Below are 24,869 nucleotides of genomic sequence, written 5' to 3' on the forward strand. Positions count from 1 at the left end.
AGTCAGCCGCGCAGGCGCTCCACGTCGAACTCGCCGTTGCGCACGCCGGCGACGAAGGCCGCCCACTCGACGTCGGTGAAGCTCACCTCGGCGCCGTTCACGGTCGAGCGGACGACCACGCCGTCCTCGGGCGCCGCGACCGCGACGCACTCGCCGCCGATGCAGAAGGAACTCGTGACGAACCGGTTCTCGGACAACGACGACCTCGATCTCGCTGGGCCTACGGGGAGCCACGCCTGGCCCGGGGCTTCGGCCCACACCGGACTCCAGGCGGCGACGCCGCAGGGTGGTGTGCTCCGGAACACCGGTGGCGGCACAGTAGTGGATCCCCGACGCCGGGTCGCAGCCCACCCCCGCACACCCGTTCGCTGCGCTGCACACCCCATGCAGCGGGTGTGCGGCGAGGTCAGGGGGTGTGCACTACGGCTGAGGAAGATCGAACTCCCCGGCCCGCACGCCGGCGAGGAACGCCTCCCACTCGGGCGCGGAGAAGCGCAGCGCACGATCGGGGTCCGAGCTGACCGCGACTTCGACACCCTCCCGGGTGACGGTCACCGCGACGCAGTCACCGCCAACACAGAACGAGCTGGTGCGGAATCGGCCGGGAAGTGCCATGCGCCCCACCTTCGTGTCACGGTGTCACCGAGACACTGACGGTACGTGTTCCCGCCGCCCACGACGAGTCACCCGTCGATCGCCACCTCGCTCGGCGTCGCGGCGGCCCGGTTCTCCGCCCGCCGGATCAGCACGATCCCGCCGAGGATCAGCACCCCGCCGAGCAGCTGCATCAGCGTCGGCTGCTGCGCCACCAGCAACCAGGCCGCGAGCACCCCGAACAGCACCTCGGACAATCCGACGAACGACGCGACCCGGGTGTCGAGGCGCCGGATCGCGAGGATGCCGGTGACGTACGGCAGCGCGGTCGCGAGGACGACCAGCATCCCGAGCAGCAGCAGCCAGCCGAGCTCGGCGCCGCCGAGGGTCCCGACCGGGGCGCCGGTTTCCCAGGGGGTGATCCCGAGCAGCCCGGTGACGGTCAGCGAGACCGCGCCGACGACCATCCCGCCGGAGATCATCAGCAGCGGCGGGACCTGGCCCTCGCGGTTCCCGCCGGGCAGCGCGAAGTAGACGCAGACGCAGACCGCGGAGGCCAGTCCCCAGAGGATCCCGACCAGCTCGACGCGCTGCGGCCCGAACGGGTCCACGACGAACACCAGACCGGCGAGCGCGACGAGACACCCGGCGAGGGTGATCGCCGACGGGGTGCGCCGGGTGGTGATCCAGGTCCAGCCGACCAGCAGCACCGGGGCGAGGAACTCCAGCAGCAGCGCCACCCCGACCGAGAGGTACTGCAGCGCGTGGAAGAAGCACAGCTGCACGCCCGCCACCGCAAACAGGCCGAAGATCACGATCTTGCGGCGGGCCGCCCGGTCCGGCCGGTGCCTGCGGGCCAGTACCACCGCGACCGGCAGGAGCAGCAGCGCGGCCCCGGCGATCCGCATCAGCGTGGTGAGGCCCGGCGACCAGCCGGCGTCGAGGAAGGCGGCGCCGAGCGGGCCGGAGAAGCCGTACGCGGCCGCCGAGACCAGCGCCCACGCGAGTCCGCGGACCAGGTGGTCCCGTGTCACGACCGAAGTACTCATAGACTCCTGACACTAGGAACCGAAGATGTCAGGGGTCAACATGGAATTCGCCCATGACACCCAGGTCGTGCTCGCGGCGACCGCGTCGCTGGTGAACACCGGGCTGACCGACCCGGACGTCCTGGGCGACGCGGCGCTGTTCGAGACCTGGATGGACGGCCAGCCCTACACCGGCGACCGCGCCCGCACCGACGACGAGCGGGCCGCCGTCCGGGCGCTCCGGGATCGGCTGGTCGCACTCTGGCCCCCCGCCGCGCACACCGGCCGGGACTCGGACACCCCCGCCGGCCCGGGAACGGGCACAGCGGGAACAGGCACAGCGGGAACAGGCACAGCGGGAACAGGCGCAGCCGCCCCCGACCGCGACCGCACGGTCGAGCTGGTCAACGCGATACTCGCCGAGACCGATGCGCGCCCCCGGCTGGCCAGGCACGACGGCTGGGACTGGCACCTGCACGTCACCCCGCGCGACGCGCCGCTGGCCGACCGGATGGGCGCCGAGATCGCGATGTCGGTGGTCGAGCTGGTGCGTGGCGACGACCTGTCCCGGCTGCGCCGGTGCGCCGGCGAGGACTGCGACGCCGTGCTGGTCGACCTGTCCCGGAACCGCTCGAAGCGCTTCTGCGACACCGGCAACTGCGCGAACCGGGCGCACGTGGCCGCCTACCGGGCCCGGCGGGCGGGCCGCGGCTGAGCGGTCACACCCGGTCCAGGTGCCGTTCGAGCAGCGCGTTCACCTCGTCGGGGCGCTCGTAGTTCAGCAGGTGCGCCGCGTCGGCGATCTCGGCGTACTCGGCGCCGGGGACGGCGTCGGCGATCTCGCGCAGCGTCGCCGGCGGTGTCGCCGGGTCGTCGGCACCGGCCACCACCAGCGCCGGGACCGACACCGAGCCCAGCTCGGCGCGGATGTCGAAGGCGCCGACCGCGGCGCAGCAGGCTGCGTAGCCGCCGGGCCGCGCGGCGCGCAGCATGTCCAGCAGCCGCTTCTCCCCCGCCGGGTCGCGGCGCGCCCAGTCCTCGACGTACCAGGTGCCCGGCCGGGACGCGACCATCGCCGCGGTCCCCTGCTCGCGCACCGTCGCCGCACGCTGCGGCCAGGCCTCCGGGTTCGGGAACCGGGCGGCCGTCGCCAGCACCGCGATGCTGCGGACCCGCTCGCCGCCGTGCACGCCCAGCCACTGCCCGATCGCGCCGCCGATCGACACGCCCACGTAGTGGAAGTCGGTGTCCCCGACGACGGCCAGCGCGCCCTCGGCCAGCTCGGCGATCGTCAGGTCGTCGGTGACGTCCGGCGACCCGCCGTGCCCGGGCAGGTCGAAGCGCACGCAGCGGAACCGGTCGGACAGGGCCGCCACCTGGGCGTCGAACAGGTGCAGGTCGGTCCCCAGCGACGGTCCGAACAGGAGGACCGGGGCGGGCTCGGGGCCGTCGGCGACGTGATGCAGGTCCAGTGCCATGCCCCCATCGTGCCCTCCCTGCGTCCGGTCGGACGCTGCGCGGGGCGGTCCGGGTTCGTAGGGTTCCGGGCGAGGCACCGTCGCCGCAGCCGGGAGGACCACCGATGGCCGAGCTCGAGACGTTCCGGATGCTGATCGGCGGCAGGCCCACCGACGCGGCGTCCGGTGCCACCTTCGAGACCCGGAACCCGTACACCGGACGCCCGTGGGCGTCGGTGCCGGACTGCGGTCCCGCCGACGTGGACGCCGCCGTCGCCGCGGCCCGCTCCGCGCTGGACGGCGAGTGGGGCGCGATGACGCCGTTCGCCAGGGCGGCGTGCCTGCGCCGGCTCGGCGACCTGGTCACCGAGCACGCGGAGGCGCTGGCCCGCACCGAGGTCGCCGACTCCGGCAAGCTCTACCGGGAGATGATCGGCCAGCTCACCGGCCTGGGCGGCTGGTACCACTACTTCGCCGGGATCGCGCCGACGATCGAGGGCCGCCAGATCCCGTCGCCGAACCCGGACTACCTGGTCTACACCCGCCGCGAGCCGGTCGGCGTGGTCGCGGCGATCACCCCGTGGAACTCGCCGCTGCTGCTGATGACCTGGAAGCTGGCGCCCGCGCTGGCCGCGGGCTGCACGGTCGTCGTCAAGCCGTCCGAGCACTCCCCCGCCTCGACGCTGCGCTTCGCCGAGCTGATCGAGCAGGCCGGTTTCCCGGCGGGGACCGTGAACGTGGTGACCACGAACGACCGGGACACCGCCGCGCACCTGGCCGGCCATCCGGGAATCGACAAGGTGGCCTTCACCGGCTCGACGGCGACCGGCCGGGCCGTCGCGCGGGCGGCCGCGGAGAACATCGCCGCGGTCACCCTGGAGTTGGGCGGCAAGTCGCCGCAGGTGGTCTTCCCGGACGCCGACCTGGCTGCCGCCGCGAACGGGATCGTCGCCGGGGTGTTCGCCGCCACCGGGCAGACCTGCATGGCGGGCTCGCGGCTGATCGTGCACGCCGACGTGCACGACGAGCTGGTCCGGCTGGTCGTCGAGCGGGCGTCCACGATCCGGCTCGGCGACCCGAACGCCGCGGACACCGAGATGGGCCCGGTCGCGAACGAGCCGCAGTACGAGAAGGTGCTCGGCTTCTTCGACACCGCACGAGCGGAGGGCAACACGATCGCCTGCGGCGGCGCCGCGGAGAGCGGCCTCGGCGGCCTGTTCGTGCAGCCGACGGTGGTCACCGGGGTGACACGGGAGTCGACCCTGTTCCGCGAGGAGGTGTTCGGGCCGGTGCTCGCCGCGCTGACGTTCACCGACGAGGACGAGGCGGTGAAGCTCGCCAACGACACCCCGTACGGGCTGGCCGGTGCGGTGTGGACGAAGGACGTGCACCGCGCCCACCGGATCGCCGGCCGGATCCGCGCCGGATCGGTCTGGATCAACGCCTACCGGGCGGTCGCCCCGAGCGTGCCGTTCGGCGGGTTCGGGCGGTCCGGGATCGGCCGGGAGAACGGGGTGCACGCGGTCGACGGGTACCTGGCCGACAAGGCCGTCTGGGTGGAGCTGTCCGGCGGCACCCGGGACCCGTTCACCCTGGGCTGAGGGCCGCGTCAGTTCCAGATGGTGACGTAGACCGGCGGCCGGAACCGGGACGGCGACACCCCGGCGCCCGGCTCCCGCAGCAGCCGCATGGCCTCCGGGGTGCTGAGGAAGTTCCGCAGCGAGCCCGCCCCGGCCGAACGCCGGTCGATCGGCAGCATCGTGACGAACCAGACGACCTCCATCGGGGTCCCCGGCACGTCCAGCGGCACCAGCTCCCGGCGCCGGGTGCGGTGCACGGCCAGGTGCGCCAGCGACGGCGTGACGCCCGCGCCACCGGCGGCGGCGTCCCAGGCGGCGGTCTGGTGCGGGAACACCCGCATCCGCGACTCCGGGACGCCGAGCCCGCGCAGCAGCCGTGCGACGTCGCTGCCCGGGTCGGTCGCGTCGGCGTCGACCAGCCACGGCCACTGCCGGGGCGAGCCGCGGAACCGGGCGCCGGGCGCGCCCAGCACCACCATCCGGCTGCGGAAGACCGGTTCGCTGACCAGCGGGATGCCGCGCTGGCCGGAGAGGTCCGGGCCGAGCGCGGCGTCGGCCAGCCGCTGCGAGACCAGCGCCGCCATCTCCGAGGTGACGGCCACACCGACCGACACGTCGACGGTCCCGGACGAGCGGGCCCCGAACGCGTCGGCCAGCGGGCCGCCGGCGAACTCGACGACCGTGTTCGAGCCGATCAGCCGCAGCGGTTCGGGGGCGCCGTTCGCCGACCGGACGGCGGCCTCGGCCTCCGCGCCGAGCGCCACCATCTGGGCGGCGATGGTGAGCAGCCGGTTCCCGCCCGCCGTCATCACCATGCCGGTGCCGCCGCGGGTCAGCAGCGGATCGCCGAGGTACTTGCGCAGCGCCGCGATCGCCTGCGAGACAGCGGGCTCGCTCACCGAGAGCGCGTCGGCGGCAGCCTTCACCGAACCCAGGCGCGCCACCAGGACGAACGCGGACAGCTGCGTCAACGTCATGCCGGTCAGTCTGGACCCACGCCCGCCGCGAGCACACCTAAGTGATCGGTTATCTGCTGCTGGTGGCGACCCGCCGGGTGCACGACGATGGTGGCGCTGCAGCGCGGCAGGAGGGAGCGGACATGTCTGCGACGGACCACACGCACAACGGGTGGGGGGGGCGTCCGCTCGAGGTGCTCCGCGACATCTGGTCGGCGAACGCGCGCACCGGCGACGAGATCGAGGAGCAGCTGCGCGGGAACCGGCCGAAGGTCTGCCGCAACATGCGCTCGATCGGCTTCGGCGGGATGGACCCCGACGTCGTCGCCCCCGGTGAGGGCACGAACACCCCGGTGGACAGCGACATCCGCAGCGCCTGGCGGGCGACCCTGGAGCGCGAGGGGAAGCTGCACCCGCAGGGCAGCGCCGCGACCGGCCCGGCCCGGCCGCGCACCGATGACTGATCCCGGCGCGCCCGGCTCGGTGCCGGAGCTGACCGCTCTGCTGCGCGACGGCGGCTATCTCGCCGACCGCGGGCTCGCCACCGCCGTGCACGTGGCGCTGTCGCTGCGGCGGCCGATCCTGCTGGAGGGTGAGGTCGGCGTCGGCAAGACCGAGCTGGCCAAGACGCTCGCGACGGTGCTCGGCCGGCGGCTGATCCGGTTGCAGTGCTACGAGGGCATCGACACCGGCCAGGCGATGTACGAGTGGGACTACGCCCGCCAGATGCTCTACATCCGGGCGATGGGCGAGCGGGACGCGACCGCCCCCGGCGAGGTGGTCTCCGCGCTGTTCGGGCCGGACTTCCTGGTCGAACGACCGCTGCTGGACGCGGTGCGGGCCGGGTCCGGCGCGGTCCTGCTGATCGACGAGATCGACCGCGCCGACGACGAGTTCGAGGCGTTCCTGCTGGAGCTGCTCGCCGAGTTCCAGGTGACCATCCCGGAGATCGGCACCATCCGCAGCGACGATCCGCCGCTGGTGCTGCTCACCTCCAACCGGACCCGCGAGCTGCACGACGCGCTCAAGCGGCGCTGCCTCTACCACTGGCTGGGCTACCCGGACGCCGAGCGCGAGACCGAGATCGTGACGGTCCGAGAGCCCGGCGTCGGGATCGAGCTGGCCCGCAAGGTGGTGGCCGCGGTGCACCGGCTGCGCGAGCTGGACCTGGCCAAGCCGCCGGGCGTCGCGGAGAGCATCGACTGGGCCAGGACGCTGGCCTTCCTCGGCGAGGACCTCGACCCGGACAGCGCCGAGCTCACCCTGGGCACCGTCGTCAAGGACCACGAGGACATCGAGCTGGTCCGCGGCCGGCTCGACGACCTGACCGCCGGATGAGCACGGCCGGCACCGACCTCGTCCGGGTGCTCGTCGCGTTCACCCGGCGGCTGCGCACCGAGGGGGTCCCGGCCGGCTCCGGTGACCTGCTGACGTTCACCAGGGCGGCGGCCGTGCTGGACCCGACCGACCTGACCGACCTGTACTGGGCGGGACGGGTCTGCCTGGTCACCCGGCGCGACCACCTGGCCGTCTACGACCGGGTGTTCGCCGCGTTCTTCCTGGACCGGCCCGATCCGGTCGACGAGCTCGTCCGGGTGCACGCGGGCACCGCGGCCGCCACCGACTCGGCCGTGCAGATCCCGGCCGCCGAGCCCGGCGACGACCGGGAGGAGGACGAGGCCGCCCGGCTCGGGCCGGTCGCGTCGGACATGGAGCTGCTGCGCACGCGGTCCTTCGCCGGCTGCACCGGCGACGAGCTGGTCGCGATCCGCCGGATCATGGCGGCGATCCGGCTGTCCCCGCCCCGGCGGCGCACCCGCCGGACCCGCCCGGCGCGCTCCGGGCCGGTCCCGCACCTGCGTGCCACGCTGCGCCGCAGCCTGCGCTCGCAGGGGGTCCCGATCGATCCCGCCTGGCGCCGCCGCCGGATGCGGACCCGCCCGCTGGTGCTGCTGCTCGACGTCTCCGGGTCGATGGCCGACCACTCGCGGGCGCTGCTGCAGTTCGCGCACGGCACCCAGCACGCCGCCCGGTCGCTGTTCCGGGTCGAGGTGTTCTGCTTCGGCACCCGGCTCACCCGGCTCACCGCGGCGCTGCGCACCCGGCATCCGGACGACGCCCTGCGGCGGGCCGCCGCCGAGGTCGTCGACTGGGAGGGCGGGACCCGGATCGGCGACGCGATCGAGTCGTTCGTCCGCGGGCCCGGACGGCGCGGTGCCGCCCGCGGCGCGGTCGTCCTGATCTGCTCGGACGGCCATGACCGCGGCTCCCCCGCCGTGCTGTCGGCGGCGATGGAACGCCTGGCCCGGCTCTGCCACCGGATCGTCTGGGTCAGCCCGCATCCCGCCGCGGTGGCCGGGCGCGGCCCCGTCCCGGTGGGCATGATGGTGGCCGAACCGCACGTGACCGCCGTGGCGGCGGGCCACGACCTGCGCAGCCTGGAGCAGCTCGCCGCGCTGCTGCCGACGCTGCGATGACCGGGAGGGGAGCCGGGACGTGCACTGGAGCGTGAGCATCCGGACCCGGGGTGATCGGCCGATCACCCACGACGAGGTGCTGCGGCTGGCCGACGCCGTCGCGGTGCACCGCGGCGTGGCCAGCGGCATCGGCACCCCGGGCTACGGCGCGCAGATCGTGGTCACCGCCGACGGCGAGCAGGACGCGGTCCGGCGGGGCCGGGAGGTGTTCGCCGACGTCGTGGAGCGGGCCGGGCTGCCCGCCTTCCCGGTCGTCGGGGTGGAGGCGGTCAGCGAGGAGGACGACGCGCTGCCGGACCCGGCGGAACCGGACCCGCTCCCGTGATCAGGCTCGGCTCGCTGGCCGGGTACGCCTTCTCCGGGCCCCGGCTGCTCGGCGGCTGGACCCCGCCGCCGGTGCCCGCGGTGTACGCGATCCTCTACCGGCCCGATCCGCAGCGCGAACGGTTCGCGGTGACCTGGGTCGGGCACAGCGAGGACCTGAGCGCGGAGGGGCTGCCGTTCCGGCACCGGCGCAGCCCGTGCTGGGTGCAGCGGGCCGGATCGAAGTGGGCGCTGCACATCGCGACGCTGGAGGTGCCCGGCGGCGGGCCGGGGCACCGCAGGGCGATCGCCGAGGAGCTGATCGGGCTGTACGAGCCGCGCTGCAACACCGAGCGGTTCGACCCGTCCTGGCGGGCCGAGTGGATCGGCGGGTACTCCGACGCACCGTCCACCGCGCCGCTCCCCCCGCCCCGGCCCGGGAGCCCGGCCGGGGACGCCGACGGGGCGCCCGGGCCGGGATGACCCCGGCCCGGGGCGAGTGCCCCGGGCCCGGCTCTCACCCGGCCGGGCGGTACCCCACGGCCTCGGTGAGCCGGGACCGGCGCCGGCCGGACGCCGGCACGGCGACCACCGGGCGCTGCGGCACCGGGGTCGCGCCGCGGACGATCTCCTCGGCGAACCCGTAGAGCAGCGGGAGCGCGCCGGCGACCGTCCCGGCCGAGCGGTTGACGTGGTCGAGCCCCGGCCCGATCCGTGCGGCGTCGGCGTCGATCCGGCGGACCGCCTCCGAGCACTCCTCCAGGGTGGTCGCGACCCGGGTCAGCAGGGTGCCGACCCAGGCCAGGTAGAACGCGAGACCGGCGATCAGTGCGACGACCGCGAGCACCGACAGCACCACGAGCAGGGTCATCACCGACCGCCTCCGTTCGTCGTCGTGGCGGACCGGTCCGGCGGGACGCGGCCCAGGAACAGGTGGTGTTCCAGGCCCTCGGCGAGCACCCGGTCGACCGCGTCACCGGTCTGCGGGATCAACGTCGTCGAGGCCGTGTTGGCGGTGATCGCGAGCAGCGTGTCCCGGATCCCGGCGACCCGCCGGTCGATGATCTTCACGAACCACACCAGCAGGCTGAGCAGTGCCGCGACCGCGAGAACGACCACGAAGCCCGCGACGACCGCGATCCACCACGCGGTGATCTCCTCCGGACCCATCTCACCCTCCCAGCCGGCCGCGGCCGCGGCGCAGGCCGGCGGTGATCGCGTCGGCGTGCTCGACGGTCGTGGCCAGGTCGGCCAGCGGCCGGGTGTTCCGTTCGGCGTCCTGCAGTGCGGCGTCGATCGCCGGGGCCTGCCGCCCGATCCGGTGTGCCAGCACCAGGATCGGGACGACCAGCGCGACCACCACCAGGACCACCGCGATCCCGATGGCGAACCCGACGTACCAGCCGGTCATACCGACTCGCAGAAGTCGCGGACCGGCGCGAGCTCGGCGTTCACCGAGCCGACCACCGCGGGGACGGTCGCGGTGGACGCGGCGATCGCCCGGACCCCGCCGGTCAGGTCGGCGAGGGTCCGGCTCACGTGGCGCAGGTGCAGGATGACCCGGAGCAGGCCGATCCCGGTGACGGCGATGATCAGCGCCGCGATGATCAGTGTCGCCCAGGCGGCAGCGGGCATCAGGGGTTCCCTCCTCGTTCGGGGGCGCTCGGCAGGAGCGTCGCGACGCTGCCGGCGTAGCGGGTGGCCCCGACGGCCACCTGCCGCACCGTCGCGTCGGTGGTGGCGAGCAGCCCCGGGACGGGTTCGAGCCGTCCGGCCAGCCGCCCGCCGTCGGCCAGGATGTCGTCGGCGGCCCAGCGGATCCGCTCGACCGCGGCCAGCACGCGGTTGAGCAGCACCACGACCACCGGGAACACCACCAGCAGCAGGATCGCGTTCCCGATCCACCAGAGAGTCATCGTCGTCCTCCTAGGAGTGTCCGGGCCGGGTGCTCGGCCCGAGGAAGCGGCGCACGACCCGGCGCAGCGCCATCAGCGCGGCCGAGACGGCGATGCCGAGCGCACCGACCGGCCGCGCCCGGACCACGGTGGCCGTCCCGCCGGACCCGGCGCCGTTGATCTTCGCCTCGACGCAGTCGGCGAAGCCGCGCAGCAGCACCCCGGAGACGTCGGCGATCATGCCGCGGCCGAACTGGGCCGCCGCGCCGGAGACCTGCAGGTCCTGGGCGACCGTGACCTCGGTCCGCCCGCCGGACCCGGCGGCCAGCCGCATCGTCATCGTCATCTCGGCGGTGCCCTTGCCCTTGTCCTCGGAGCCGGCCGCGTGCAGCACCATCCGGCGCGCGGACTCGTCGGCCTCGACGAGCTCGGCGACCCCGGAGAACCGCAGCGCGACCGGTCCGAGCCGGGTCACCACCCTGCCCTCGTAGCGGTCGTCGCCGACCTCGCGGGTGAGCTCGGCCCCCGGCAGGCAGGGCACCAGCCCCGGCAGGTCCTGCAGCTCCGCCCAGACCCGGTCGGCCGGGGCGGCCACGGTGAACCTGTTCTCGATCAGCACGGCTCAGTCCCCCTTCACCGGCGGCGCACCGGAGTAGTCCTGCCCGGTGCGCAGCGCCTCCCAGACCCGGTCGGGCAGCAGCGGCATGTCGATGTTGCGGACCCCGGTATGCCGGATCGCGTCGAGCACGGCGTTGGCGAACGCGGCCGGCCCGCCCACCGTCGCGCACTCGCCGACGCCCTTGGCGCCGATCGGGTGGTGCGGGCACGGGGTGACCACCTCGTGCAGCTCGAAGCCCGGCGTCTCCCAGGCGGTGGGCAGCAGGTAGTCCATGAAGTTCGCACCGACGACGTTGCCGTCGCCGTCGTAGGTCTGGAACTGCATGCTGGCCATCGCGTACGCCTCGGTCAGCCCGCCCATGATCTGTCCCTCGACGATCATCGGGTTGATCCGGACCCCGCAGTCGTCGACGGCGACGAACCGCAGCACGTCCCACACCCCGGTCTCCGGGTCGATCTCGACCGTGGCGATGTAGCAGGCGAACGGCCAGGTCAGGTTCGGCGGGTCGTAGTAGGCGTTGCCCTCCAGGCCGGGCTCCATCCCGTCCGGCATGTTCGTGTACGCCGCGGCGGCGCACTCCTGGATGGTCACCCCGCGGCCCGGCGCGCCGCGCACGTGGAACCGGCCGAGCTCCCACTCGACGTCCTCCTCGGACACCTCCAGCAGGTGCGCGGCGAGCTTGCGCGCCTTCGCCCGGATCTTGCGGGACACCATCGACACCGCGGCCCCGGCCACCGGGGTGGAGCGCGAGGCGTAGGTCCCCATCCCGTACGGCGCGGTGTCGGTGTCGCCCTCCTCGACGACGACGTCGTCGGCGGGCAGTCCCAGCTCGTGCGCCACGATCTGCGCCCACGTCGTCTCGTGCCCCTGGCCCTGGCTGCGGGCGCCGGTGCGGAGCATCGCCTTGCCGGTCGGGTGCACCCGCAGCTCGGCGGAGTCGAACATCTTGATGCCGAGGATGTCGTACTCGCGGCTGTTGCCGGCCCCGAGCGGCTCGGTCATCGTCGAGATGCCGATGCCGAGCAGCCTGCCGCGCTCGCGGGCCGCGGCCTGCTCGGCGACGAAGTCCTGGTAGCCGATCGCGTCCAGGCCCAGCTGCAGGCACGTGCCGTACTGGCCGGAGTCGACCAGGAAGCCGAACGGCGTCCTGGCCGGGAAGGCGTCATCGGGCAGCAGGTTGATCCGGCGGAACTCGGCCTGGTCCATGCCCAGGTCGTCGGCCGCGGCCTGGATCATCCGTTCCTGGAAGTACATCGCCTCGGTGACCCGGAACGAGCACCGGTAGGCGACGCCGCCGGGGGCCTTGTTCGTGTAGGCGCCGTGCGCGCTGATGTGCCCGACCGGGACGTCGTAGCAGGCGAACGCCGAGTGCAGCAGGCCCACCTTGAACTTGCTGGGCTGGGCGTCGGCGAAGAACGCGCCCTGGTCGGTGGTCACGTGCATCCGGACGCCGAGGATCTTGCCGTCGCGGCGCAGCGCGAGCTCGCCGTCGAGGTACATGTCCCGGCCGAACCCGGTGGAGCTGAGGTTCCCCGACCGGTCCTCGACCCACTTGACCGGTTTCCCGGTGAGGATCGAGCAGAGGATCGAGCACACGTACCCCGGATAGACCGGCACCTTGTTGCCGAACCCGCCGCCCAGGTCGGGCGAGATCACCCGGATCATGTGCTCGGGCAGCTCGGCGACCAGCGCCACCGCGGACCGGATGATGTGCGGCGCCTGCGAGGTCATGTAGATCGTGAGCTTGCCGGTGGCCACGTCGAAGTCGGCGATCGAGCCGCACGGCTCCAGCGGCGACGGGTGGCTGCGCGGGTAGTGCAGCGACAGCGTGGACACCGTGTCCGCCTCGGCGAAGGCCCGCTCGGTGGCCGCGGCGTCGCCGACGTCCCACCGGTAGGTCAGGTTGTCGGTCTGGCCCTCCTTGTCGTCCCGGATCACCGGGGCGCCGGGCTCCATCGCCTGCTTCGGGTTGACCACCGGCGGCAGCGCCTCGTACTCGACGACGATCGCCTCCACCGCGTCCCGCGCGATGTACGGGTCGTCGGCGACCACGCAGGCCACCTCCTGGCCCTGGAAGCGGACCTTGTCGGTGGCCAGCACCGCCTGCGTGTCGTAGGACAGCGTCGGCATCCAGGCCAGGTTGCGCCGGGCCGCCATCTCCCCGGTCAGCACCAGCCGGACCCCCGGGACCGCCCAGGCGGCGGAGGTGTCGATGCTGACGATCCGGGCGTGCGCCAGCGGGCTGCGCAGGATCTCCATGTGCAGCATGCCGGGAAGCACCACGTCGTCGACGTAGGTACCGCGGCCGCGGATGAACCGGGCGTCCTCGGCCCGCTTGCGGCTGGCGCCGAGCCCGCCGATCCTGACCTCGTCCAGTGTGTCGGTCATGGTCGTCGTCCCCTCAGCCGGTCGCGCCGGCGCGCTGCTTCGCGGCCGCCCAGAGCACGGCCTTGACGATGTTCTGGTAGCCGGTGCAGCGGCAGAGGTTGCCCGACAGCGCCCACCGGACGTCCTCCTCGGACGGGTCCGGGTTGCGGCGCAGCAGCTCGGTGGCGGCGAGCATCATGCCCGGGGTGCAGAACCCGCACTGCAGGCCGTGCTCCTCGCGGAACCCCTCCTGGATCGGGTCCAGCTCGCTGGGCGTGCCCAGACCCTCGACGGTGGTCACCTCGTGCCCGTCGGCCTGGACGGCGAGCATCGTGCAGGACTTGACCGGCTCACCGTCGTAGAGCACGGTGCACGCCCCGCAGTTGGTGGTGTCGCAACCGATGTGGGTCCCGGTCAGACCGAGGCCCTGGCGCAGCAGGTGGGCCAGCAGCAACCGCGGCTCGACCTCCGCCGAGCGCGGTTCGCCGTTGACCGACACCGTGATCCGGCGCTGTTCCACGCCGTCCTCCTTCGTGGTCGGAACGCTCATCAGGCGGCCACCCCAGCGGTGGCGAACCCGGCCAGTGCGCGCCGGGTGAAGGTCGCGACGACCTGCCGCTTGTACCCGGCGCTGCCGCGGTGGTCGCTGCGCGGGCGGGCGGTGCCCGCGGCGAGCTCGGCGGCCCGCTCGATCGCCTCGGGCTCCAGCCGGGTGCCGACCAGCGCGTCGGCCGCCCCGGTCGCGGCCAGGGTGGTGGCGCCGACCCCGGTGAGCGCGAGCCCGGCCCGGGTGACCCGGCCGTCGGCGGCGATCTCCAGCGCGACCGCGAGCCCCGCGGTGGCGAAGTCGCCGACCCGGCGCTCCAGCTTCAGGAACGCGCCGTGCCGGGTGTCGCGGGCCGCGGGGACCCGGGCGGCGACGGCGATCTCGTCGTGCTCGAGCGCGTTCTGGAACGGCCCGGTCGCGAACTCGCCGACCGGGATCCGGCGCTCGCCGCGGACGCTGCGGGCGACGACCTCACCGCCGAGGGCGATCATCGCGGCGGCCCAGTCGCCCTGCGGGTCGGCGTGGCACAGCGAGCCGACGAGCGTGCCGCGGGTGCGCACCACGGGATCGGCGACCAGCGGCGCGCAGGCGGCCAGCGTGGGATGCCCGCCGGGGAGCAGCTCGGAGCGCTCCAGGTCGACGTGCCGGCACAGCGCGCCGATCTCGAGCGCGCCGTCCGCGGTCTCCCGGTGGTGGCGCAGCCCGGGCAGGCCGTTGATGTCGACGAGCAGCGCAGGCTGGGCGAACCGCAGCTTGAGCAGCGGGATCAGGCTCTGCCCGCCGGCGAGGACCTTCGCGTCCGGATCACCGGCGAGCAGCGCGAGCGCCTCGTCCAGGGTCCGGGGCGCCTCGTAGCGGAATCGTGGTGGGTACACGGCGTCTACTCCTCGTGCCCGGCGCGCCGGGCCGGTACCGGATCCGGTGGTTCGGGGATCGCCACCGGCCCGGCGTCGTCCTCCGGATCGGGACGGGGGTGCTGGTGCGGTGGCCACGGGCCGGCCACCGGCTGGCCCGCCACCTTCATGAACTCGACCACCGCCGGGAACGCGAAGACGGTCGGGCTCGCGGCGGGGTCCGGGGAGCCCGGCGGTGCGCCGAACAGCTCGGCCATCCGGGGGTTGCGGTGGCTCCTGTCATCGGGTTCCGTCGTCATCGTCGGTCCCGCCCTTCCGGCGCGCGTGCGTCATGATCAGCGGCACTCTGCCCTGACGTGGCCCAGAGCACATCCGGCTCTTAAGCGAAGGCTTAAGGTGACTTGCCCGCCGGTGTGGCCGGGGACACGATGGCGCGATGCAGGTCCCCGCCCACTTCGAGTACCGACGGGCCACCGACGTCGACGACGCCGTCGCGTTGCTGGCCCGCTTCGGTCCGGAGGCGAGGGTGGTCGCCGGCGGGCACAGCCTGATCCCGATGATGAAGCTCCGGCTCGCCCAGCCCGAGCTGCTGGTCGACATCAACGAGCTGAGCGAGCTGTCCGGGGTCCGGCTGCAGAACGGGCCGGACGGCCCGGAGCTGCGGATCGGTGCGCTCACCCGGCACGCCGAGCTGCTGGACTCCGCGCCGGTCGGCGAGCACGCGGCGATGCTGCACGACGCCGAGCGGGTGATCGCCGACCCGATCGTGCGCAACCGCGGGACCGTCGGCGGGTCGATCTGCCAGGCCGACCCGTCCGAGGACCTGTCCGGCGCCTTCACCGCGCTGCGCGCGGTCGCGGTGATCCGCGGCGCCGACGGCGAGCGGACGGTGCGGGTGCGGGAGTTCTTCCGCGGCCCGTACGAGACCGCGGTCGGCCCGGCCGAGGTGCTCGTCGAGCTGCGGGTGCCGGTCCTGGCGGGCAGCGGCAGCAGCTACCTCAAGGTCGACCGCCGGGCCGGCGACTGGGCGGTCGCCGCCGCCGGGGCCGTGCTGAGCCTGCGCGACGGCCGGGTGAGCGCGGCCGGCCTGGGGCTGACCGCGGTCGGGGCGCCCGACTTCGGCGCCCCGGACGCCGAGGAGTACCTGCTCGGGCGCACCCCGGATCCGGAGACGTTCGCCGAGGCGGGCCGGATCGCGGCCCGGGCCTGCCGGCCGGTGGCCGACCAGCGCGGCCCGGTGGACTACAAGCTGCACCTGGCGGGCGAGCTGACCGCCCGGGCCCTCACCGCGGCGGCCGCCCGCGCCGCGGACCGGTGAGCGGCCGTGCAGATCAGGGTCAGCGTGAACTCCGCCGAGCGGGTGCACGAGGTCGAGGCGCGGCTGCTGCTGGTGCACCTGCTGCGCGACGAGCTCGGCCTGACCGGCACCCACTGGGGGTGTGACACGTCGAACTGCGGGGCGTGCACGGTGTGGCTGGACGAGGTACCGGTGAAGTCGTGCACGGTGCTCGCCGTGATGGCCGACGGGCACCGGGTGCGCACCGTCGAGGGGCTGGAGGGCCCGGGCGGCCTGGACCAGGTGCAGCGGTCGTTCATCGAGTGCCACGGGCTGCAGTGCGGCTTCTGCACGCCCGGGATCCTGATGACGGCCCGGTGGCTGCTCGACCGGGTCCCGGACCCGACCGAACAGGAGATCCGGGAGGCGATCAGCGGGCAGGTGTGCCGGTGCACCGGCTACGAGAACATCGTCCGCTCGGTCCGGCACGCCGCCGAGTCCGAACAGGCCGAACAGGCCGGTTGGGCCGCGTCGTGACGCCGGCCGGGTTCGGTCCGCTGCGGCGCAAGGAGGACGTGCGGCTGGTCCGCGGCCGGGGCCGGTTCGTCGACGACATCGCGCTGCCCGGGATGCTGCACGGCGCGATCCTGCGCAGCCCGCACGCGCACGCCCGGATCATCTCGGTCGACACCAGCGCGGCCGAGTCACACCCGAAGGTCCGGGTGGTGCTCACCGGGGCGGACCTGGCCGCCCGGGACATGGCCTGGATGCCGACCGCGTCGCACGACGTGGCCGCGGTGCTGGCCTGCGGGAAGGTGCACTTCCAGGGTCAGGAGGTGGCGTTCGTGGCCGCCGAGGACCGGTACGCGGCGCGCGACGCGCTCGCCCTGATCGAGGTCGAGTACGAGCCGCTGCCCGCCGTCGTCGACGCCCGGACCGCGCTCGATCCCGGCGCGCCGCTGGTCCGCGACGAGCAGCCGGGGCGCACCGACAACCACGTGTTCGACTGGGAGAGCGGCGACGCCGCCGCCACCGACACGGAGTTCGCCGCCGCCGAGCACGTGTCGACCTGCGACCTGGTGTACCCGCGGGTGCACCCGGCGCCGCTGGAGACCTGCGGGATCGTCGCCGACGCCGACCCGGTCGAGGGCCGGCTCACCGTGCACGCCACCACCCAGGCGCCGCACACCCACCGGGTGCTCTACTCGCGGATCGCCGGGGTGCCCGAGCACCGGATCCGGGTGGTCGCACCGGACATCGGCGGCGGCTTCGGGAACAAGGTCGCGATGTACCCGGGCTACCTGTGCGCGGTCGTCGCCTCCACCGTGACCGGACGCCCGGTGAAGTGGACCGAGGACCGCTCGGAGAACCTGATGGCGTCGTCGTTCGCCCGCGACTACCACATGCGCGGCGAGATCGCGGCGACCCGCGACGGCCGGATCCTCGCCGTCCGGGTGCAGGTGCTCGCCGATCACGGCGCGTTCAACGCGACGTCGCAGCCGTCGGCGTTCCCGGCCGGCTTCTTCGGCGTCTTCACCGGCTCCTACGACCTGCGGGCGGCGCACTGCCGGGTCACCGGGGTGCACACGAACAAGGCCCCCGGCGGGGTCGCCTACGCCTGCTCGTTCCGCATCACCGAGGCGTCCTACCTGGTGGAACGCCTGGTCGACGTGCTCGCGCACGATCTCGGTCTCGATCCGGCCCGGCTCCGGATGGCGAACCTGCTGCGCCCCGAGCAGTTCCCGCACCCGACGCCGACCGGCTGGGAGTACGACTCCGGCGACTACCCGGCGACGCTGGGCCTCGCGCTGGAGATCGCCGGCTACGACGAGCTGCGCGCCGAGCAGGCCGCCCTGCGCGCCGGATACGAGCGCACCGGCCGCGGGCGGCTGCTCGGGATCGGCCTGAGCTTCTTCACCGAGGCGGTCGGGGCCGGGCCGCGCCGCACGATGGACATCATGGGCCTGGGCATGGCCGACGGCGCCGACCTGCGGGTGCACCCGTCCGGCGACGCGGTGCTCGCCGTGTCCTGCATGAGCCAGGGCCAGGGGCACGAGACGACGTTCGCCCAGCTGATCGGGCACGAGCTGGGAATCCCGGCGGACCGGGTGCAGGTCGTGCAGGGCGACACCGACCGGACGCCGTTCGGGCTGGGCACCTACGGCTCGCGGTCCACCGCGGTCTCCGGTGCCGCGACCGTGGTCGCGGCCCGGCGGGTGCGGGAGCGGGCCCGCCTGGTGGCCGGGGCGATCCTGGAGATCGACCCGGCCGACCTGGAGTGGGTGCCGGGCCGCTGGCAGGTGCGCGGGAACCCGACGGTGGGGGTCTCGCTCACCGAGATCGCCGCCGCCGCGTACTACGGCCGGGAGCTGCCGGACGACGTCGAGGGCCAGCTGGACGCGTCCTGCGTGTACAACCCGCCGAACCTGACGTTCCCGTGCGGCGCCTACCTGTGCGTGGTGGAGGTGGACCCGGTGACCGGGGAGGTCCGGGTGCGCCGGTTCGTCGCCGTCGACGACTGCGGGGTGCGGATCAACCCGATGATCGTGGCCGGCCAGGTGCACCGCGGCCTGGCCGATGGGATCGGGATGGCGCTGATGGAGCTGATCACCTTCGACCCGGACGGGAACCATCTCGCCGCGTCGTTCATGGACTACCTGCTGCCCACCTCGATGGAGTGCCCGTCCTGGGAACTGGGAGAGACCGTGACACCGTCACCGCACCATCCGATCGGCGCCAAGGGCGTCGGTGAGTCCGCCACCGTCGGGTCACCGGCGGCCGTCGTCAACGCCGTGCTGGACGCCATCGGTGTCCGGCACGCCGACATGCCGCTGACCCCGGCCCAGGTGTGGCGGGCCGTGCAGGGCCGCCCGCTGCGCCCCGACCTGGCGATCCGGTGAGCCCGGTGACCAGCGGCGAGATGCTGGCCAGGGTCAGCGACCTGCGCGCGCACCGGACCCCGTTCGTGCTCGCCACCGTGGTCCGTGCCGAGCGCCCGACCAGCGCGAAGCCCGGCGACCGGGCGGTGGTGCTCGCCGACGGCACGATCGACGGTTTCGTCGGCGGTTCCTGTGCCGAGTCGACCGTCCGGTCGGAGGGTCTGCGGCTGCTGCGGGCCGGTGAGTCCGGGCTGCTGCGGATCACCCCGGACGGCGACGACGGCGGCGACCCGGTCGAGGGGCTGCGCACCGTCGGCAACCCGTGCCTGTCCGGCGGGACCCTGGAGATCTTCCTGGAGTCGATCGTCCCGCCGACGATGGTCACCGTCGTCGGCGACTCGCCGGTGGCCAGGGCGCTGGCCCGGGTGGGCCGCAGCCTGGAGTTCGAGGTGACCGCCTGGCCGGCGCCGGAGCAGCCGGTCGCGCCGGACACGGCCGGGGTGGTCGTCGCCTCGCACGGCCGCGACGAGATCCCGGTGCTGCGCGCGGCGCTGGCGGCCGGCGTCCCGTACGTCGCCGTCGTCGCGAGCCGGCGCCGGGCCGACGCCGTCCGCGCCGACCTGGTCGCCGCCGGTGTCGCCGAGCCGGACGTGGCCCGGCTGCACGGGCCGGCCGGTCTGGACCTCGGGGCGCGGACCGCCCCGGAGATCGCGCTGTCGGTGTTCGCCGAGCTGCTGGCCGGCCGGTCCGGCGCACCGCCCGCCGCGCCCGCTGCCGTCCCGGCCGGGCCGGCAGCCCAGACAGTGCCGGCGGCGCAGGCAGGGCCGGCGGGGCCGGCGGCGGCGGTCGATCCGGTGTGCGGCATGACGGTCACCGCGGCCGCCCCGACGCCGTCCGCCGAGCACGGCGGGACCGTGCACTGGTTCTGCTGCGACGGCTGCCGCCGGGCCTTCCTGGCCGGGACGGCGGACGGCTGAGGCCGGCCGCCCGGATCAGGCGACCTCCTCCCAGCCGAGCCGGTCGGTCCAGCGCTCGCCGTGGTCGGCGGCGCCGTCGTGACCGCGCTCCGGGGCCGGGCCGGGATCCGCGGTGCCGATCGGGCCGGGGCCCGCGGGCTCGGTGTCGGCCGGGGTTGCGGGCACGGTTCCTCCGGGGGTCGAGGTCCCGCCGTGCCCGGGGTCGAGGGCCCGGGCACGGCGGGGGTTCGGAGCCACGACCGGGGACCACGACGCCTGCCGGGGGATGTCCGGCGGCGGGGAGCAACGCCGGACGGCGGCGCCGGTGTCCGCCGCGACCCCGTGCGGCGAGCGGGTCACGGCACCGACGGGGCAGGACGTTACGAGGTCGTACCGGGGTGGGTTCGCTTCCTGAGAGTGCACTCCGCCGAGCGGGTCCGGCGGGACGGCGGGCGGGTAGGCGTTCGGCTCGTCGGCGCACCGGTACCGGCCGGACGCCGCATCGCCGTTCACGGCCGGTGGCCCGCTCATGCCAGCACGATCCGGTCGTTCTCGACGCGGACCGGGCGGGCCGCCAGCGGCGCGCCGGCCGGGCCCTCCAGCGGGGCGCCGCCGTCGATGTCGAAGACGCTGCCGTGGCAGGGGCAGCTGATGCCGGTCGCGGTCACCTGGTCGACCAGGCAGCCGGCGTGCGGGCAGGTCGCGTCGAACGCGGCGAACGTCCCGGCCTGCGGCTGGGTGACGACGACGCCGTCCTCGGCGAACACCCGGCCGCCGCCGACCGGGATGTCGGACGCCGCGGCCAGGCCCTGCTCGGCGCCCTGCTCGGCGGCGGCCTGCGGTTCGGCGGAGGGGACCGGGGCGGCCGGTTCCGGGGCGGCGCCGGTCCCGGCGGGTGCTGCGGCCCGGGGTGTGCCGTAGGTCGAGCAGCCCGCGGCGCAGCACGCCGCGGCGGCGGTGCCCACGCCGGCGAGCAGCCTGCGGCGGGTGATCGGGGACATGCGGGGCCTCCTGGTGCAGATCGGGATTCGCCGGCCGGGCGGGCTCAGAACACGAGGCCCTGGCCGGTGAAGAACCACAGCGCGGAGGTGAGCCACACCCCGGCGAGGACGGCGAGCAGCACGCCGCCCGCCACCGCGAGTGCCCAGCCGGGCACGCCGCGCCGGTGCAGCAGCAGCATCTTGGTGACGAACGCGCCGTAGAACACACAGCCCAGCACCGAGTGCAGCAGCACCGACGGTGTCGCCCCGGACCAGCCGAACGCGTACAGACACTGCGCGGCGACCGGGACGGTCACCAGCACCGCGATCCGGCCGGACCACCGGTGCACCGTCGCGACCGACGGATCGGCGTAGCCGCGGCGCAGCATCCGGCCGGTGACGCCCTGCAGGATCGCCAGCAGCAGCGCCGCGGAACCGAGCCACGCCTTGGCGGCGGCGCCGCTGGAGAACCCGGCGAGGTTCACCGCGACCCCGGTCCCCTCGTGCTGGCGGGCCCACACGCCGAGCGCGACCGCGACCAGCGACCCGATCACGACCGGGAGGATCACGGCGCGCAGCGATGGGCCGACCGGCCCGCGCGGGTCCAGCGCGGTGTCCGTCGCTGCGTCCGTCGCTGTGTCCGTCGCTGTGTCCGTCGCTGCGGCCGGGCCGGCGGGGCGTTCGGCGAGCCCGGTCGCAGCGGGGCCGGGTCCGCGGTGGCCCCCGGCGGCGCCGGTGCGCCGCCGGGAACCGGACCCGGCCGGGGACCTCTCGTGGCCGGCGTCCCGGGACGGGCGGCCGGGCGCGACGGCTCCGGCGTCCCGCGCCGGGCGGCGCGGCGGGTCCCCGACCGGTTCCTGCTCCCCGGTCCGGCTCCGCGGGTCGGCGCGGTCGTCGGCCGGGTACCCCGGTGGGGCGCTCCGGCCGTAGGGCTCGAAGAGCTCCCCCGGGGCGTTCGCCCGCCGCCGCCCGGCGGTGCCCGCGCGGCGGTCGGCGTCGCCCGGCGGGCCGGGGGACCACCGGTCGTCGCGGGCGGGATCGGGCCGCGCGGCGCGGGGCCGCGGGCGGCGGGCCCGGCGGCGGGGCGGCGGCGGCACCGGTTCGAGCCACTCCCGCGGGGCGGGACCGACCGGGGCGGAGCCGCCGCTGTCCTCCGGGGTCCGCGGGTTCGGGACGATCGGCGCGAAGCCGAACGGATCGGTGGTCTCGTGGTCGGCGTGCCGCGCGCCGCGGCCCATCAGTACCCGCCCCCGCCGTAGTCGCCGGCCTCCGGGGCCGCGGGGGCGGCCGGGGTTGCGGGTGCCCCGGTCGGCGGCCCGGTGCCTGCCGGGGCGGTCGGCGCGGTGAACTCCCAGGTCCGGCCGCCGGTCGAGGCGGTGCCGGCGGCGGTGCCGTCCTGCACGGTGTACTCGACCCAGCTGCCGTCGTCGGCGGTCAGCCGGGTGGGGCCGTCCTGGGCGACCGGGCCCCGCGTCCACGACTCGACGCTCGCGTCGTCGCAGACGTAGGCCTTGGCCAGGCCGTCCTCGACGGTGATGTCCACGCTGACCCCGCGGTCGGCCGACCATCCCGAGTAGAGGACGGGCCCGGCCGGTGCGGCCTCGGGCGCCGGGGAGCCGAGCGCGAGCGCACCGGTGGCCTGTTCGACGGCGGCCGGTTCCGCGGGCTGGGCGGTCAGCACGACGTTCGCGGTCGCCACCCCGGCACCGACGGCGGCCACCGCGGCCAACGTCAGCAGCGGTCCGGTGATCCGCATGTCAGCCCACCTCGATCCGGACCGAGTCGAACGCGGGGGTCTGGTTGGCGCGCTGCATCATCGGTGTGCGGTGCGAGCCGTCGCCGGCCCAGGACGAGCACTGCAGCTCGCCGGCCTGGTCGACGCCCGGGACCTCGATGGTGACGCTGTCCGGGGTGGTGCCGCCGCCGCCGTCCTCGGTGGCCTCGAAGAACAGCGGGGCCGGGGCGGAGTCCGGGGCCTCGGCCGGGTCGGCCAGGATCCGGCAGGCGGTGTGGAAGTGGCCGCGCTGCAGGCCCTCGCCGTCGAGCAGCGACGACTCGACGTAGTAGCCGCCCTGCGCCGCGGCGAGGAACCGGTCGCGGACCAGGTTGCGGGTGCTGACGGTGAGCGAGAACGGCTCGCCCGGGGCGACTCGGTCCGGCGCCTCGGTGATCAGCAGCGACGGGCTGCGCTCGGCGTCGGCGACCTCGCCGAACGCGGTCGACACGCAGCGCGGGGCCTCCTGGAAACCGTTGTGCGCGGTGAGCCGGCTGGCGGAGCAGTCGGAGGCGAGGATCTCCAGCGCGGCGTCGGCATCCTGGTCGGGGCCGTCGTTGTTGCCGGCCTCGTCGTCCTGGCCGTTGCCGTCGTCCTGGCCCTCCGGGGCCGGGTCCTGGCCCGAGCCGTCGGAACCATCGGCGCCATCAGCACCGCCGGCACCATCAGCGCCGCCGGATCCATCAGTGCCATCAGCACCGTCGGTGCCCGAGCCGCCGTCCGGGTCCTGCCCGGGGGACGACGTCCCGTGGTCGTGCCCGCCGGACTTCGAGCCGGAGCGCGGCCCGGAGCCGGTGAGCCCGGTCCCGGAGAGGGACTCGGCGATGTTCTCGGCGGCCGGGCCGTCCCGGTCGGCGGTCGCGGCACCCGCCGCGTAGGCGGCGGGCCCGGCGACGAGCAGGCAGGCGACGAAGGCGGCGGCCGCGGCCGTTCGGCGGCGGTTGGTGGTGGACGGGCTCATCGGTGACGACTCCTCGGGGCGGTCCGGTCGCGGTGCGAGCCGGCGGATCGGGACCCGCGACGGCGGTACGCGTGCTCACGTTCGCCGGACGGGTGGGCGTCCTGGTCGGGTTCGAGTGGATGTGCGCCGGACACGCCGCCGAGCGGGTCGTGGCCGGCCGGGTCCGGGTCGAGGGGACCGGGCGGATCGGGATCGAGGCCGTCCGGCGCGTACGGGTCCGGCGCGAAGCCGTCGACCGGATAGCCGTCCGGTGGGTGGCCGTCCGGTGGGTGGCCGTCCGGTGGGTGGCCGTCGGGTGACCGGCCGTCCCGCGCGACATCGTCCGGTCCGAGGCCGGCCGGCGGGTACGGCTCCGGGGCGAACCCGTCCGGCTCGTGGCGGTCCCCTGCCGACCGGCCGGGCCGGTACCCGTCCGGGGCGAGCAGGTCGGCGACGGTGTCCTCGCCCGGCGCGGCGTGCGCCCCGCCGGTCCGCGGGCGCACCTGCGGTGCCCGGGCGAGCTCATCCCACGGGTCGGGCGGGCCGACCGCGAGCGCGGCCCGCGCGGGTGCGGCGCCGTCGTCGCGGGCCCGCCGCGGCCGCGGGATCGCCCCGCCGGCCGGGAGCAGCCGGGACACCTCGGCCAGTGCGGACGCCCCGGCCGGGCGGCCCCGGCGGTAGAGCGTCATCAGCAGACCACCGGCGGCGAGCAGCGCCACCCCCACCACGAGACCCGGGACGACCAGGTCGGACGGGGTGCGGACGCTGTCCGGGAGCGGCGGCGCGGGCAGCGCGTCGTAGTCGACCAGGCCGGTCGACTCCAGGTAGCCGAGGTGCCGGGTGACGTAGGTGTCGGCCTCGATCGCGAACTGGCGCATCAGCTCGTTGCGGGTGCCGACCCGGACCTCGGTGATCGCCGGCAGCACGCTGCCGTGCGCGGCCCGCAGGATCTGCACGAACTGGCGGTCGTAGTCGGTGCCGGTGCGCGCCGTCAGATCGTTCATCCAGGCGATCTGCTGGTCGTTCGGGCGGCTGGGGAGCTGCACGCCGAGCTGCTCGGCGACGGTGCGGACCTCGGCGTCCAGGTCGTGGTGCTCCACGCCGAGCTTGCGGGCGACCTCGCGGACGGCCGGCGAGCTGGCCTGCTGCTCGCCCTGCTGCCCGGTGGGGGCCTCCCACAGACCGGCGAGGCGGACCTTCTCCAGCAGGTCGCGGTCGGCGGGGCCGAGCGGGCCCCACTGGGTCTGGGTCCAGCCCTGGACGGCGGCGAACGGTGCGGCGGCGACCCACGACTGGGCCACCGCGACAACGACGACACCGGCCAGCGCGACCAGGATCGACCAGCGGAGCGGGCCGGGGATCCGGCGGGACATCAGCTTCTCCTCGT

Annotated in this window: 32 protein-coding genes; 11 read left to right on the top strand and 21 right to left on the bottom strand. The window is 75.1% G+C overall.

Features of this window, described 5'->3' with window-relative positions; genetic code table 11:
• Window positions 1-2 precede the first annotated feature (2 nt).
• The 3 genes from ABZ881_RS00905 to ABZ881_RS00915 all read right to left on the bottom strand — a co-directional run bounded on the left by ABZ881_RS00905 (window position 3) and on the right by ABZ881_RS00915 (window position 1,628).
• Entirely contained in the window at window positions 3-197 is a 195-nt protein-coding gene (locus ABZ881_RS00905) for a DUF397 domain-containing protein (RefSeq protein ID WP_358480697.1), read from the bottom strand.
• Between the two features lie 223 nt (window positions 198-420).
• On the bottom strand, window positions 421-615 hold the full coding sequence (locus ABZ881_RS00910) for a DUF397 domain-containing protein (protein WP_358480699.1): 195 nt from the start codon (window positions 613-615) through the stop codon (window positions 421-423).
• Window positions 616-683: 68 nt separating this feature from the next.
• Window positions 684-1,628: a DMT family transporter gene (locus ABZ881_RS00915; RefSeq protein WP_358480702.1), complete on the bottom strand. Its 945-nt coding sequence runs from the start codon at window positions 1,626-1,628 to the stop codon at window positions 684-686.
• A gap of 55 nt (window positions 1,629-1,683) precedes the next feature.
• Between ABZ881_RS00915 and ABZ881_RS00920 the strand changes: the two genes are divergently transcribed.
• A complete protein-coding gene (locus ABZ881_RS00920; RefSeq protein ID WP_358480704.1) occupies window positions 1,684-2,337 on the top strand; it encodes a CGNR zinc finger domain-containing protein in 654 nt (217 codons plus the stop codon).
• Between the two features lie 4 nt (window positions 2,338-2,341).
• Here ABZ881_RS00920 and ABZ881_RS00925 read toward each other — a convergent pair whose 3' ends face one another.
• A complete protein-coding gene (locus ABZ881_RS00925; protein WP_358480705.1) occupies window positions 2,342-3,100 on the bottom strand; it encodes an alpha/beta fold hydrolase in 759 nt (252 codons plus the stop codon).
• Between the two features lie 104 nt (window positions 3,101-3,204).
• On the opposite strand from ABZ881_RS00925, the gene ABZ881_RS00930 reads away from it, so the two are divergent.
• Window positions 3,205-4,680 carry an aldehyde dehydrogenase gene (locus ABZ881_RS00930; protein WP_358480707.1) on the top strand — a complete coding sequence of 492 codons (1,476 nt, stop codon included), beginning with the start codon at window positions 3,205-3,207 and terminating at the stop codon, window positions 4,678-4,680.
• 8 nt (window positions 4,681-4,688) lie between these two features.
• On the opposite strand, the gene ABZ881_RS00935 is transcribed toward ABZ881_RS00930, so the two are convergent.
• On the bottom strand, window positions 4,689-5,636 hold the full coding sequence (locus ABZ881_RS00935) for a LysR family transcriptional regulator (RefSeq protein ID WP_358480708.1): 948 nt from the start codon (window positions 5,634-5,636) through the stop codon (window positions 4,689-4,691).
• Window positions 5,637-5,758: 122 nt separating this feature from the next.
• Between ABZ881_RS00935 and ABZ881_RS00940 the strand changes: the two genes are divergently transcribed.
• The 5 genes from ABZ881_RS00940 to ABZ881_RS00960 are packed head-to-tail and all read left to right on the top strand — an operon-like array spanning window position 5,759 to window position 8,878.
• Window positions 5,759-6,079, top strand: coding sequence for a hypothetical protein (locus tag ABZ881_RS00940; RefSeq protein WP_358480710.1), 321 nt, complete (start codon window positions 5,759-5,761; stop codon window positions 6,077-6,079).
• Window positions 6,072-6,953 carry a MoxR family ATPase gene (locus tag ABZ881_RS00945; protein WP_358480711.1) on the top strand — a complete coding sequence of 294 codons (882 nt, stop codon included), beginning with the start codon at window positions 6,072-6,074 and terminating at the stop codon, window positions 6,951-6,953. The genes ABZ881_RS00940 and ABZ881_RS00945 overlap by 8 nt, the downstream gene beginning before the upstream one ends.
• Complete coding sequence (locus ABZ881_RS00950) at window positions 6,950-8,092, top strand: VWA domain-containing protein (protein WP_358480713.1); 1,143 nt, start codon at window positions 6,950-6,952, stop codon at window positions 8,090-8,092. Before ABZ881_RS00945 ends, ABZ881_RS00950 begins: the two co-directional genes overlap by 4 nt.
• A 31-nt stretch (window positions 8,093-8,123) precedes the next feature.
• Window positions 8,124-8,417: a hypothetical protein gene (locus tag ABZ881_RS00955; RefSeq protein WP_358480715.1), complete on the top strand. Its 294-nt coding sequence runs from the start codon at window positions 8,124-8,126 to the stop codon at window positions 8,415-8,417.
• The gene (locus tag ABZ881_RS00960; protein WP_358480717.1) at window positions 8,414-8,878 is read left to right on the top strand and encodes a hypothetical protein; all 465 of its coding nucleotides are present in this window, start codon (window positions 8,414-8,416) and stop codon (window positions 8,876-8,878) included. Before ABZ881_RS00955 ends, ABZ881_RS00960 begins: the two co-directional genes overlap by 4 nt.
• Before the next feature lie 34 nt (window positions 8,879-8,912).
• Here the strand turns inward: ABZ881_RS00960 and ABZ881_RS00965 are convergent, their stop codons facing one another.
• The 10 genes from ABZ881_RS00965 to ABZ881_RS01010 are packed head-to-tail and all read right to left on the bottom strand — an operon-like array spanning window position 8,913 to window position 14,976.
• On the bottom strand, window positions 8,913-9,266 hold the full coding sequence (locus ABZ881_RS00965; RefSeq protein ID WP_358480720.1) for a hypothetical protein: 354 nt from the start codon (window positions 9,264-9,266) through the stop codon (window positions 8,913-8,915).
• Window positions 9,266-9,565: a hypothetical protein gene (locus tag ABZ881_RS00970; protein ID WP_344023040.1), complete on the bottom strand. Its 300-nt coding sequence runs from the start codon at window positions 9,563-9,565 to the stop codon at window positions 9,266-9,268. The genes ABZ881_RS00965 and ABZ881_RS00970 overlap by 1 nt, the downstream gene beginning before the upstream one ends.
• A 1-nt stretch (window position 9,566) precedes the next feature.
• Window positions 9,567-9,806: a hypothetical protein gene (locus tag ABZ881_RS00975; protein ID WP_358480722.1), complete on the bottom strand. Its 240-nt coding sequence runs from the start codon at window positions 9,804-9,806 to the stop codon at window positions 9,567-9,569.
• Entirely contained in the window at window positions 9,803-10,030 is a 228-nt protein-coding gene (locus tag ABZ881_RS00980; protein WP_358480724.1) for a hypothetical protein, read from the bottom strand. Before ABZ881_RS00980 ends, ABZ881_RS00975 begins: the two co-directional genes overlap by 4 nt.
• Window positions 10,030-10,311 carry a hypothetical protein gene (locus ABZ881_RS00985; RefSeq protein WP_358480725.1) on the bottom strand — a complete coding sequence of 94 codons (282 nt, stop codon included), beginning with the start codon at window positions 10,309-10,311 and terminating at the stop codon, window positions 10,030-10,032. The genes ABZ881_RS00980 and ABZ881_RS00985 overlap by 1 nt, the downstream gene beginning before the upstream one ends.
• Window positions 10,312-10,321: 10 nt before the next feature.
• On the bottom strand, window positions 10,322-10,909 hold the full coding sequence (locus tag ABZ881_RS00990) for an SRPBCC family protein (RefSeq protein ID WP_358480726.1): 588 nt from the start codon (window positions 10,907-10,909) through the stop codon (window positions 10,322-10,324).
• A 3-nt stretch (window positions 10,910-10,912) separates the two neighbouring features.
• Complete coding sequence (locus tag ABZ881_RS00995) at window positions 10,913-13,297, bottom strand: aerobic carbon-monoxide dehydrogenase large subunit (RefSeq protein WP_358480728.1); 2,385 nt, start codon at window positions 13,295-13,297, stop codon at window positions 10,913-10,915.
• A gap of 13 nt (window positions 13,298-13,310) precedes the next feature.
• On the bottom strand, window positions 13,311-13,826 hold the full coding sequence (locus tag ABZ881_RS01000) for a (2Fe-2S)-binding protein (RefSeq protein WP_344023028.1): 516 nt from the start codon (window positions 13,824-13,826) through the stop codon (window positions 13,311-13,313).
• Window positions 13,826-14,698, bottom strand: a complete 873-nt coding sequence (locus ABZ881_RS01005; protein WP_344023026.1) for a xanthine dehydrogenase family protein subunit M — start codon at window positions 14,696-14,698, stop codon at window positions 13,826-13,828. The genes ABZ881_RS01000 and ABZ881_RS01005 overlap by 1 nt, the downstream gene beginning before the upstream one ends.
• Before the next feature lie 5 nt (window positions 14,699-14,703).
• Complete coding sequence (locus ABZ881_RS01010) at window positions 14,704-14,976, bottom strand: hypothetical protein (RefSeq protein WP_344023024.1); 273 nt, start codon at window positions 14,974-14,976, stop codon at window positions 14,704-14,706.
• 137 nt (window positions 14,977-15,113) lie between these two features.
• On the opposite strand from ABZ881_RS01010, the gene ABZ881_RS01015 reads away from it, so the two are divergent.
• The 4 genes from ABZ881_RS01015 to ABZ881_RS01030 are packed head-to-tail and all read left to right on the top strand — an operon-like array spanning window position 15,114 to window position 19,809.
• Complete coding sequence (locus tag ABZ881_RS01015) at window positions 15,114-15,995, top strand: xanthine dehydrogenase family protein subunit M (protein WP_358480731.1); 882 nt, start codon at window positions 15,114-15,116, stop codon at window positions 15,993-15,995.
• A 6-nt stretch (window positions 15,996-16,001) separates the two neighbouring features.
• A complete protein-coding gene (locus ABZ881_RS01020; RefSeq protein WP_358480733.1) occupies window positions 16,002-16,490 on the top strand; it encodes a (2Fe-2S)-binding protein in 489 nt (162 codons plus the stop codon).
• Window positions 16,487-18,853: an aerobic carbon-monoxide dehydrogenase large subunit gene (locus ABZ881_RS01025; protein ID WP_358480735.1), complete on the top strand. Its 2,367-nt coding sequence runs from the start codon at window positions 16,487-16,489 to the stop codon at window positions 18,851-18,853. Before ABZ881_RS01020 ends, ABZ881_RS01025 begins: the two co-directional genes overlap by 4 nt.
• Before the next feature lie 5 nt (window positions 18,854-18,858).
• Window positions 18,859-19,809: an XdhC family protein gene (locus tag ABZ881_RS01030; RefSeq protein ID WP_358480737.1), complete on the top strand. Its 951-nt coding sequence runs from the start codon at window positions 18,859-18,861 to the stop codon at window positions 19,807-19,809.
• 15 nt (window positions 19,810-19,824) lie between these two features.
• Here ABZ881_RS01030 and ABZ881_RS01035 read toward each other — a convergent pair whose 3' ends face one another.
• From ABZ881_RS01035 to ABZ881_RS01060, 6 genes are all read right to left on the bottom strand, one after another.
• Window positions 19,825-19,974, bottom strand: a complete 150-nt coding sequence (locus ABZ881_RS01035) for a hypothetical protein (protein WP_358480739.1) — start codon at window positions 19,972-19,974, stop codon at window positions 19,825-19,827.
• 341 nt (window positions 19,975-20,315) lie between these two features.
• Window positions 20,316-20,789, bottom strand: a complete 474-nt coding sequence (locus tag ABZ881_RS01040; protein WP_344023012.1) for a Rieske (2Fe-2S) protein — start codon at window positions 20,787-20,789, stop codon at window positions 20,316-20,318.
• Window positions 20,790-20,833: 44 nt separating this feature from the next.
• Window positions 20,834-22,006 carry a DUF6529 family protein gene (locus tag ABZ881_RS01045; RefSeq protein ID WP_358480741.1) on the bottom strand — a complete coding sequence of 391 codons (1,173 nt, stop codon included), beginning with the start codon at window positions 22,004-22,006 and terminating at the stop codon, window positions 20,834-20,836.
• The gene (locus tag ABZ881_RS01050; protein WP_358480743.1) at window positions 22,006-22,524 is read right to left on the bottom strand and encodes a hypothetical protein; all 519 of its coding nucleotides are present in this window, start codon (window positions 22,522-22,524) and stop codon (window positions 22,006-22,008) included. The genes ABZ881_RS01045 and ABZ881_RS01050 overlap by 1 nt, the downstream gene beginning before the upstream one ends.
• 1 nt (window position 22,525) lies before the next feature.
• On the bottom strand, window positions 22,526-23,503 hold the full coding sequence (locus ABZ881_RS01055) for a hypothetical protein (RefSeq protein ID WP_358480745.1): 978 nt from the start codon (window positions 23,501-23,503) through the stop codon (window positions 22,526-22,528).
• Window positions 23,500-24,855 carry a DUF4142 domain-containing protein gene (locus tag ABZ881_RS01060; RefSeq protein WP_358480747.1) on the bottom strand — a complete coding sequence of 452 codons (1,356 nt, stop codon included), beginning with the start codon at window positions 24,853-24,855 and terminating at the stop codon, window positions 23,500-23,502. The genes ABZ881_RS01055 and ABZ881_RS01060 overlap by 4 nt, the downstream gene beginning before the upstream one ends.
• Window positions 24,856-24,869: the final 14 nt, after the last annotated feature.

Origin of the sequence: Pseudonocardia sp. NPDC046786, from assembly GCF_040645415.1 — a bacterium.
In the GTDB taxonomy this organism is placed as follows: Bacteria; Actinomycetota; Actinomycetes; order Mycobacteriales; family Pseudonocardiaceae; genus Pseudonocardia; species Pseudonocardia kongjuensis.

Coding starts and splice junctions, on each gene's coding strand:
- ABZ881_RS00910 (WP_358480699.1), bottom strand. CDS start 615: ATGGCACTTCCCGGCCGATTCCGCACCAGCTCGTTCTGTGTTGGCGGT.
- ABZ881_RS00920 (WP_358480704.1), top strand. CDS start 1,684: ATGGAATTCGCCCATGACACCCAGGTCGTGCTCGCGGCGACCGCGTCG.
- ABZ881_RS00925 (WP_358480705.1), bottom strand. CDS start 3,100: ATGGCACTGGACCTGCATCACGTCGCCGACGGCCCCGAGCCCGCCCCG.
- ABZ881_RS00930 (WP_358480707.1), top strand. CDS start 3,205: ATGGCCGAGCTCGAGACGTTCCGGATGCTGATCGGCGGCAGGCCCACC.
- ABZ881_RS00935 (WP_358480708.1), bottom strand. CDS start 5,636: ATGACGTTGACGCAGCTGTCCGCGTTCGTCCTGGTGGCGCGCCTGGGT.
- ABZ881_RS00940 (WP_358480710.1), top strand. CDS start 5,759: ATGTCTGCGACGGACCACACGCACAACGGGTGGGGGGGGCGTCCGCTC.
- ABZ881_RS00945 (WP_358480711.1), top strand. CDS start 6,072: ATGACTGATCCCGGCGCGCCCGGCTCGGTGCCGGAGCTGACCGCTCTG.
- ABZ881_RS00950 (WP_358480713.1), top strand. CDS start 6,950: ATGAGCACGGCCGGCACCGACCTCGTCCGGGTGCTCGTCGCGTTCACC.
- ABZ881_RS00965 (WP_358480720.1), bottom strand. CDS start 9,266: ATGACCCTGCTCGTGGTGCTGTCGGTGCTCGCGGTCGTCGCACTGATC.
- ABZ881_RS00970 (WP_344023040.1), bottom strand. CDS start 9,565: ATGGGTCCGGAGGAGATCACCGCGTGGTGGATCGCGGTCGTCGCGGGC.
- ABZ881_RS00975 (WP_358480722.1), bottom strand. CDS start 9,806: ATGACCGGCTGGTACGTCGGGTTCGCCATCGGGATCGCGGTGGTCCTG.
- ABZ881_RS00980 (WP_358480724.1), bottom strand. CDS start 10,030: ATGCCCGCTGCCGCCTGGGCGACACTGATCATCGCGGCGCTGATCATC.
- ABZ881_RS00985 (WP_358480725.1), bottom strand. CDS start 10,311: ATGACTCTCTGGTGGATCGGGAACGCGATCCTGCTGCTGGTGGTGTTC.
- ABZ881_RS00995 (WP_358480728.1), bottom strand. CDS start 13,297: ATGACCGACACACTGGACGAGGTCAGGATCGGCGGGCTCGGCGCCAGC.
- ABZ881_RS01000 (WP_344023028.1), bottom strand. CDS start 13,826: ATGAGCGTTCCGACCACGAAGGAGGACGGCGTGGAACAGCGCCGGATC.
- ABZ881_RS01010 (WP_344023024.1), bottom strand. CDS start 14,976: ATGACGACGGAACCCGATGACAGGAGCCACCGCAACCCCCGGATGGCC.
- ABZ881_RS01015 (WP_358480731.1), top strand. CDS start 15,114: ATGCAGGTCCCCGCCCACTTCGAGTACCGACGGGCCACCGACGTCGAC.
- ABZ881_RS01040 (WP_344023012.1), bottom strand. CDS start 20,789: ATGTCCCCGATCACCCGCCGCAGGCTGCTCGCCGGCGTGGGCACCGCC.
- ABZ881_RS01045 (WP_358480741.1), bottom strand. CDS start 22,006: ATGGGCCGCGGCGCGCGGCACGCCGACCACGAGACCACCGATCCGTTC.
- ABZ881_RS01050 (WP_358480743.1), bottom strand. CDS start 22,524: ATGCGGATCACCGGACCGCTGCTGACGTTGGCCGCGGTGGCCGCCGTC.
- ABZ881_RS01055 (WP_358480745.1), bottom strand. CDS start 23,503: ATGAGCCCGTCCACCACCAACCGCCGCCGAACGGCCGCGGCCGCCGCC.
- ABZ881_RS01060 (WP_358480747.1), bottom strand. CDS start 24,855: ATGTCCCGCCGGATCCCCGGCCCGCTCCGCTGGTCGATCCTGGTCGCG.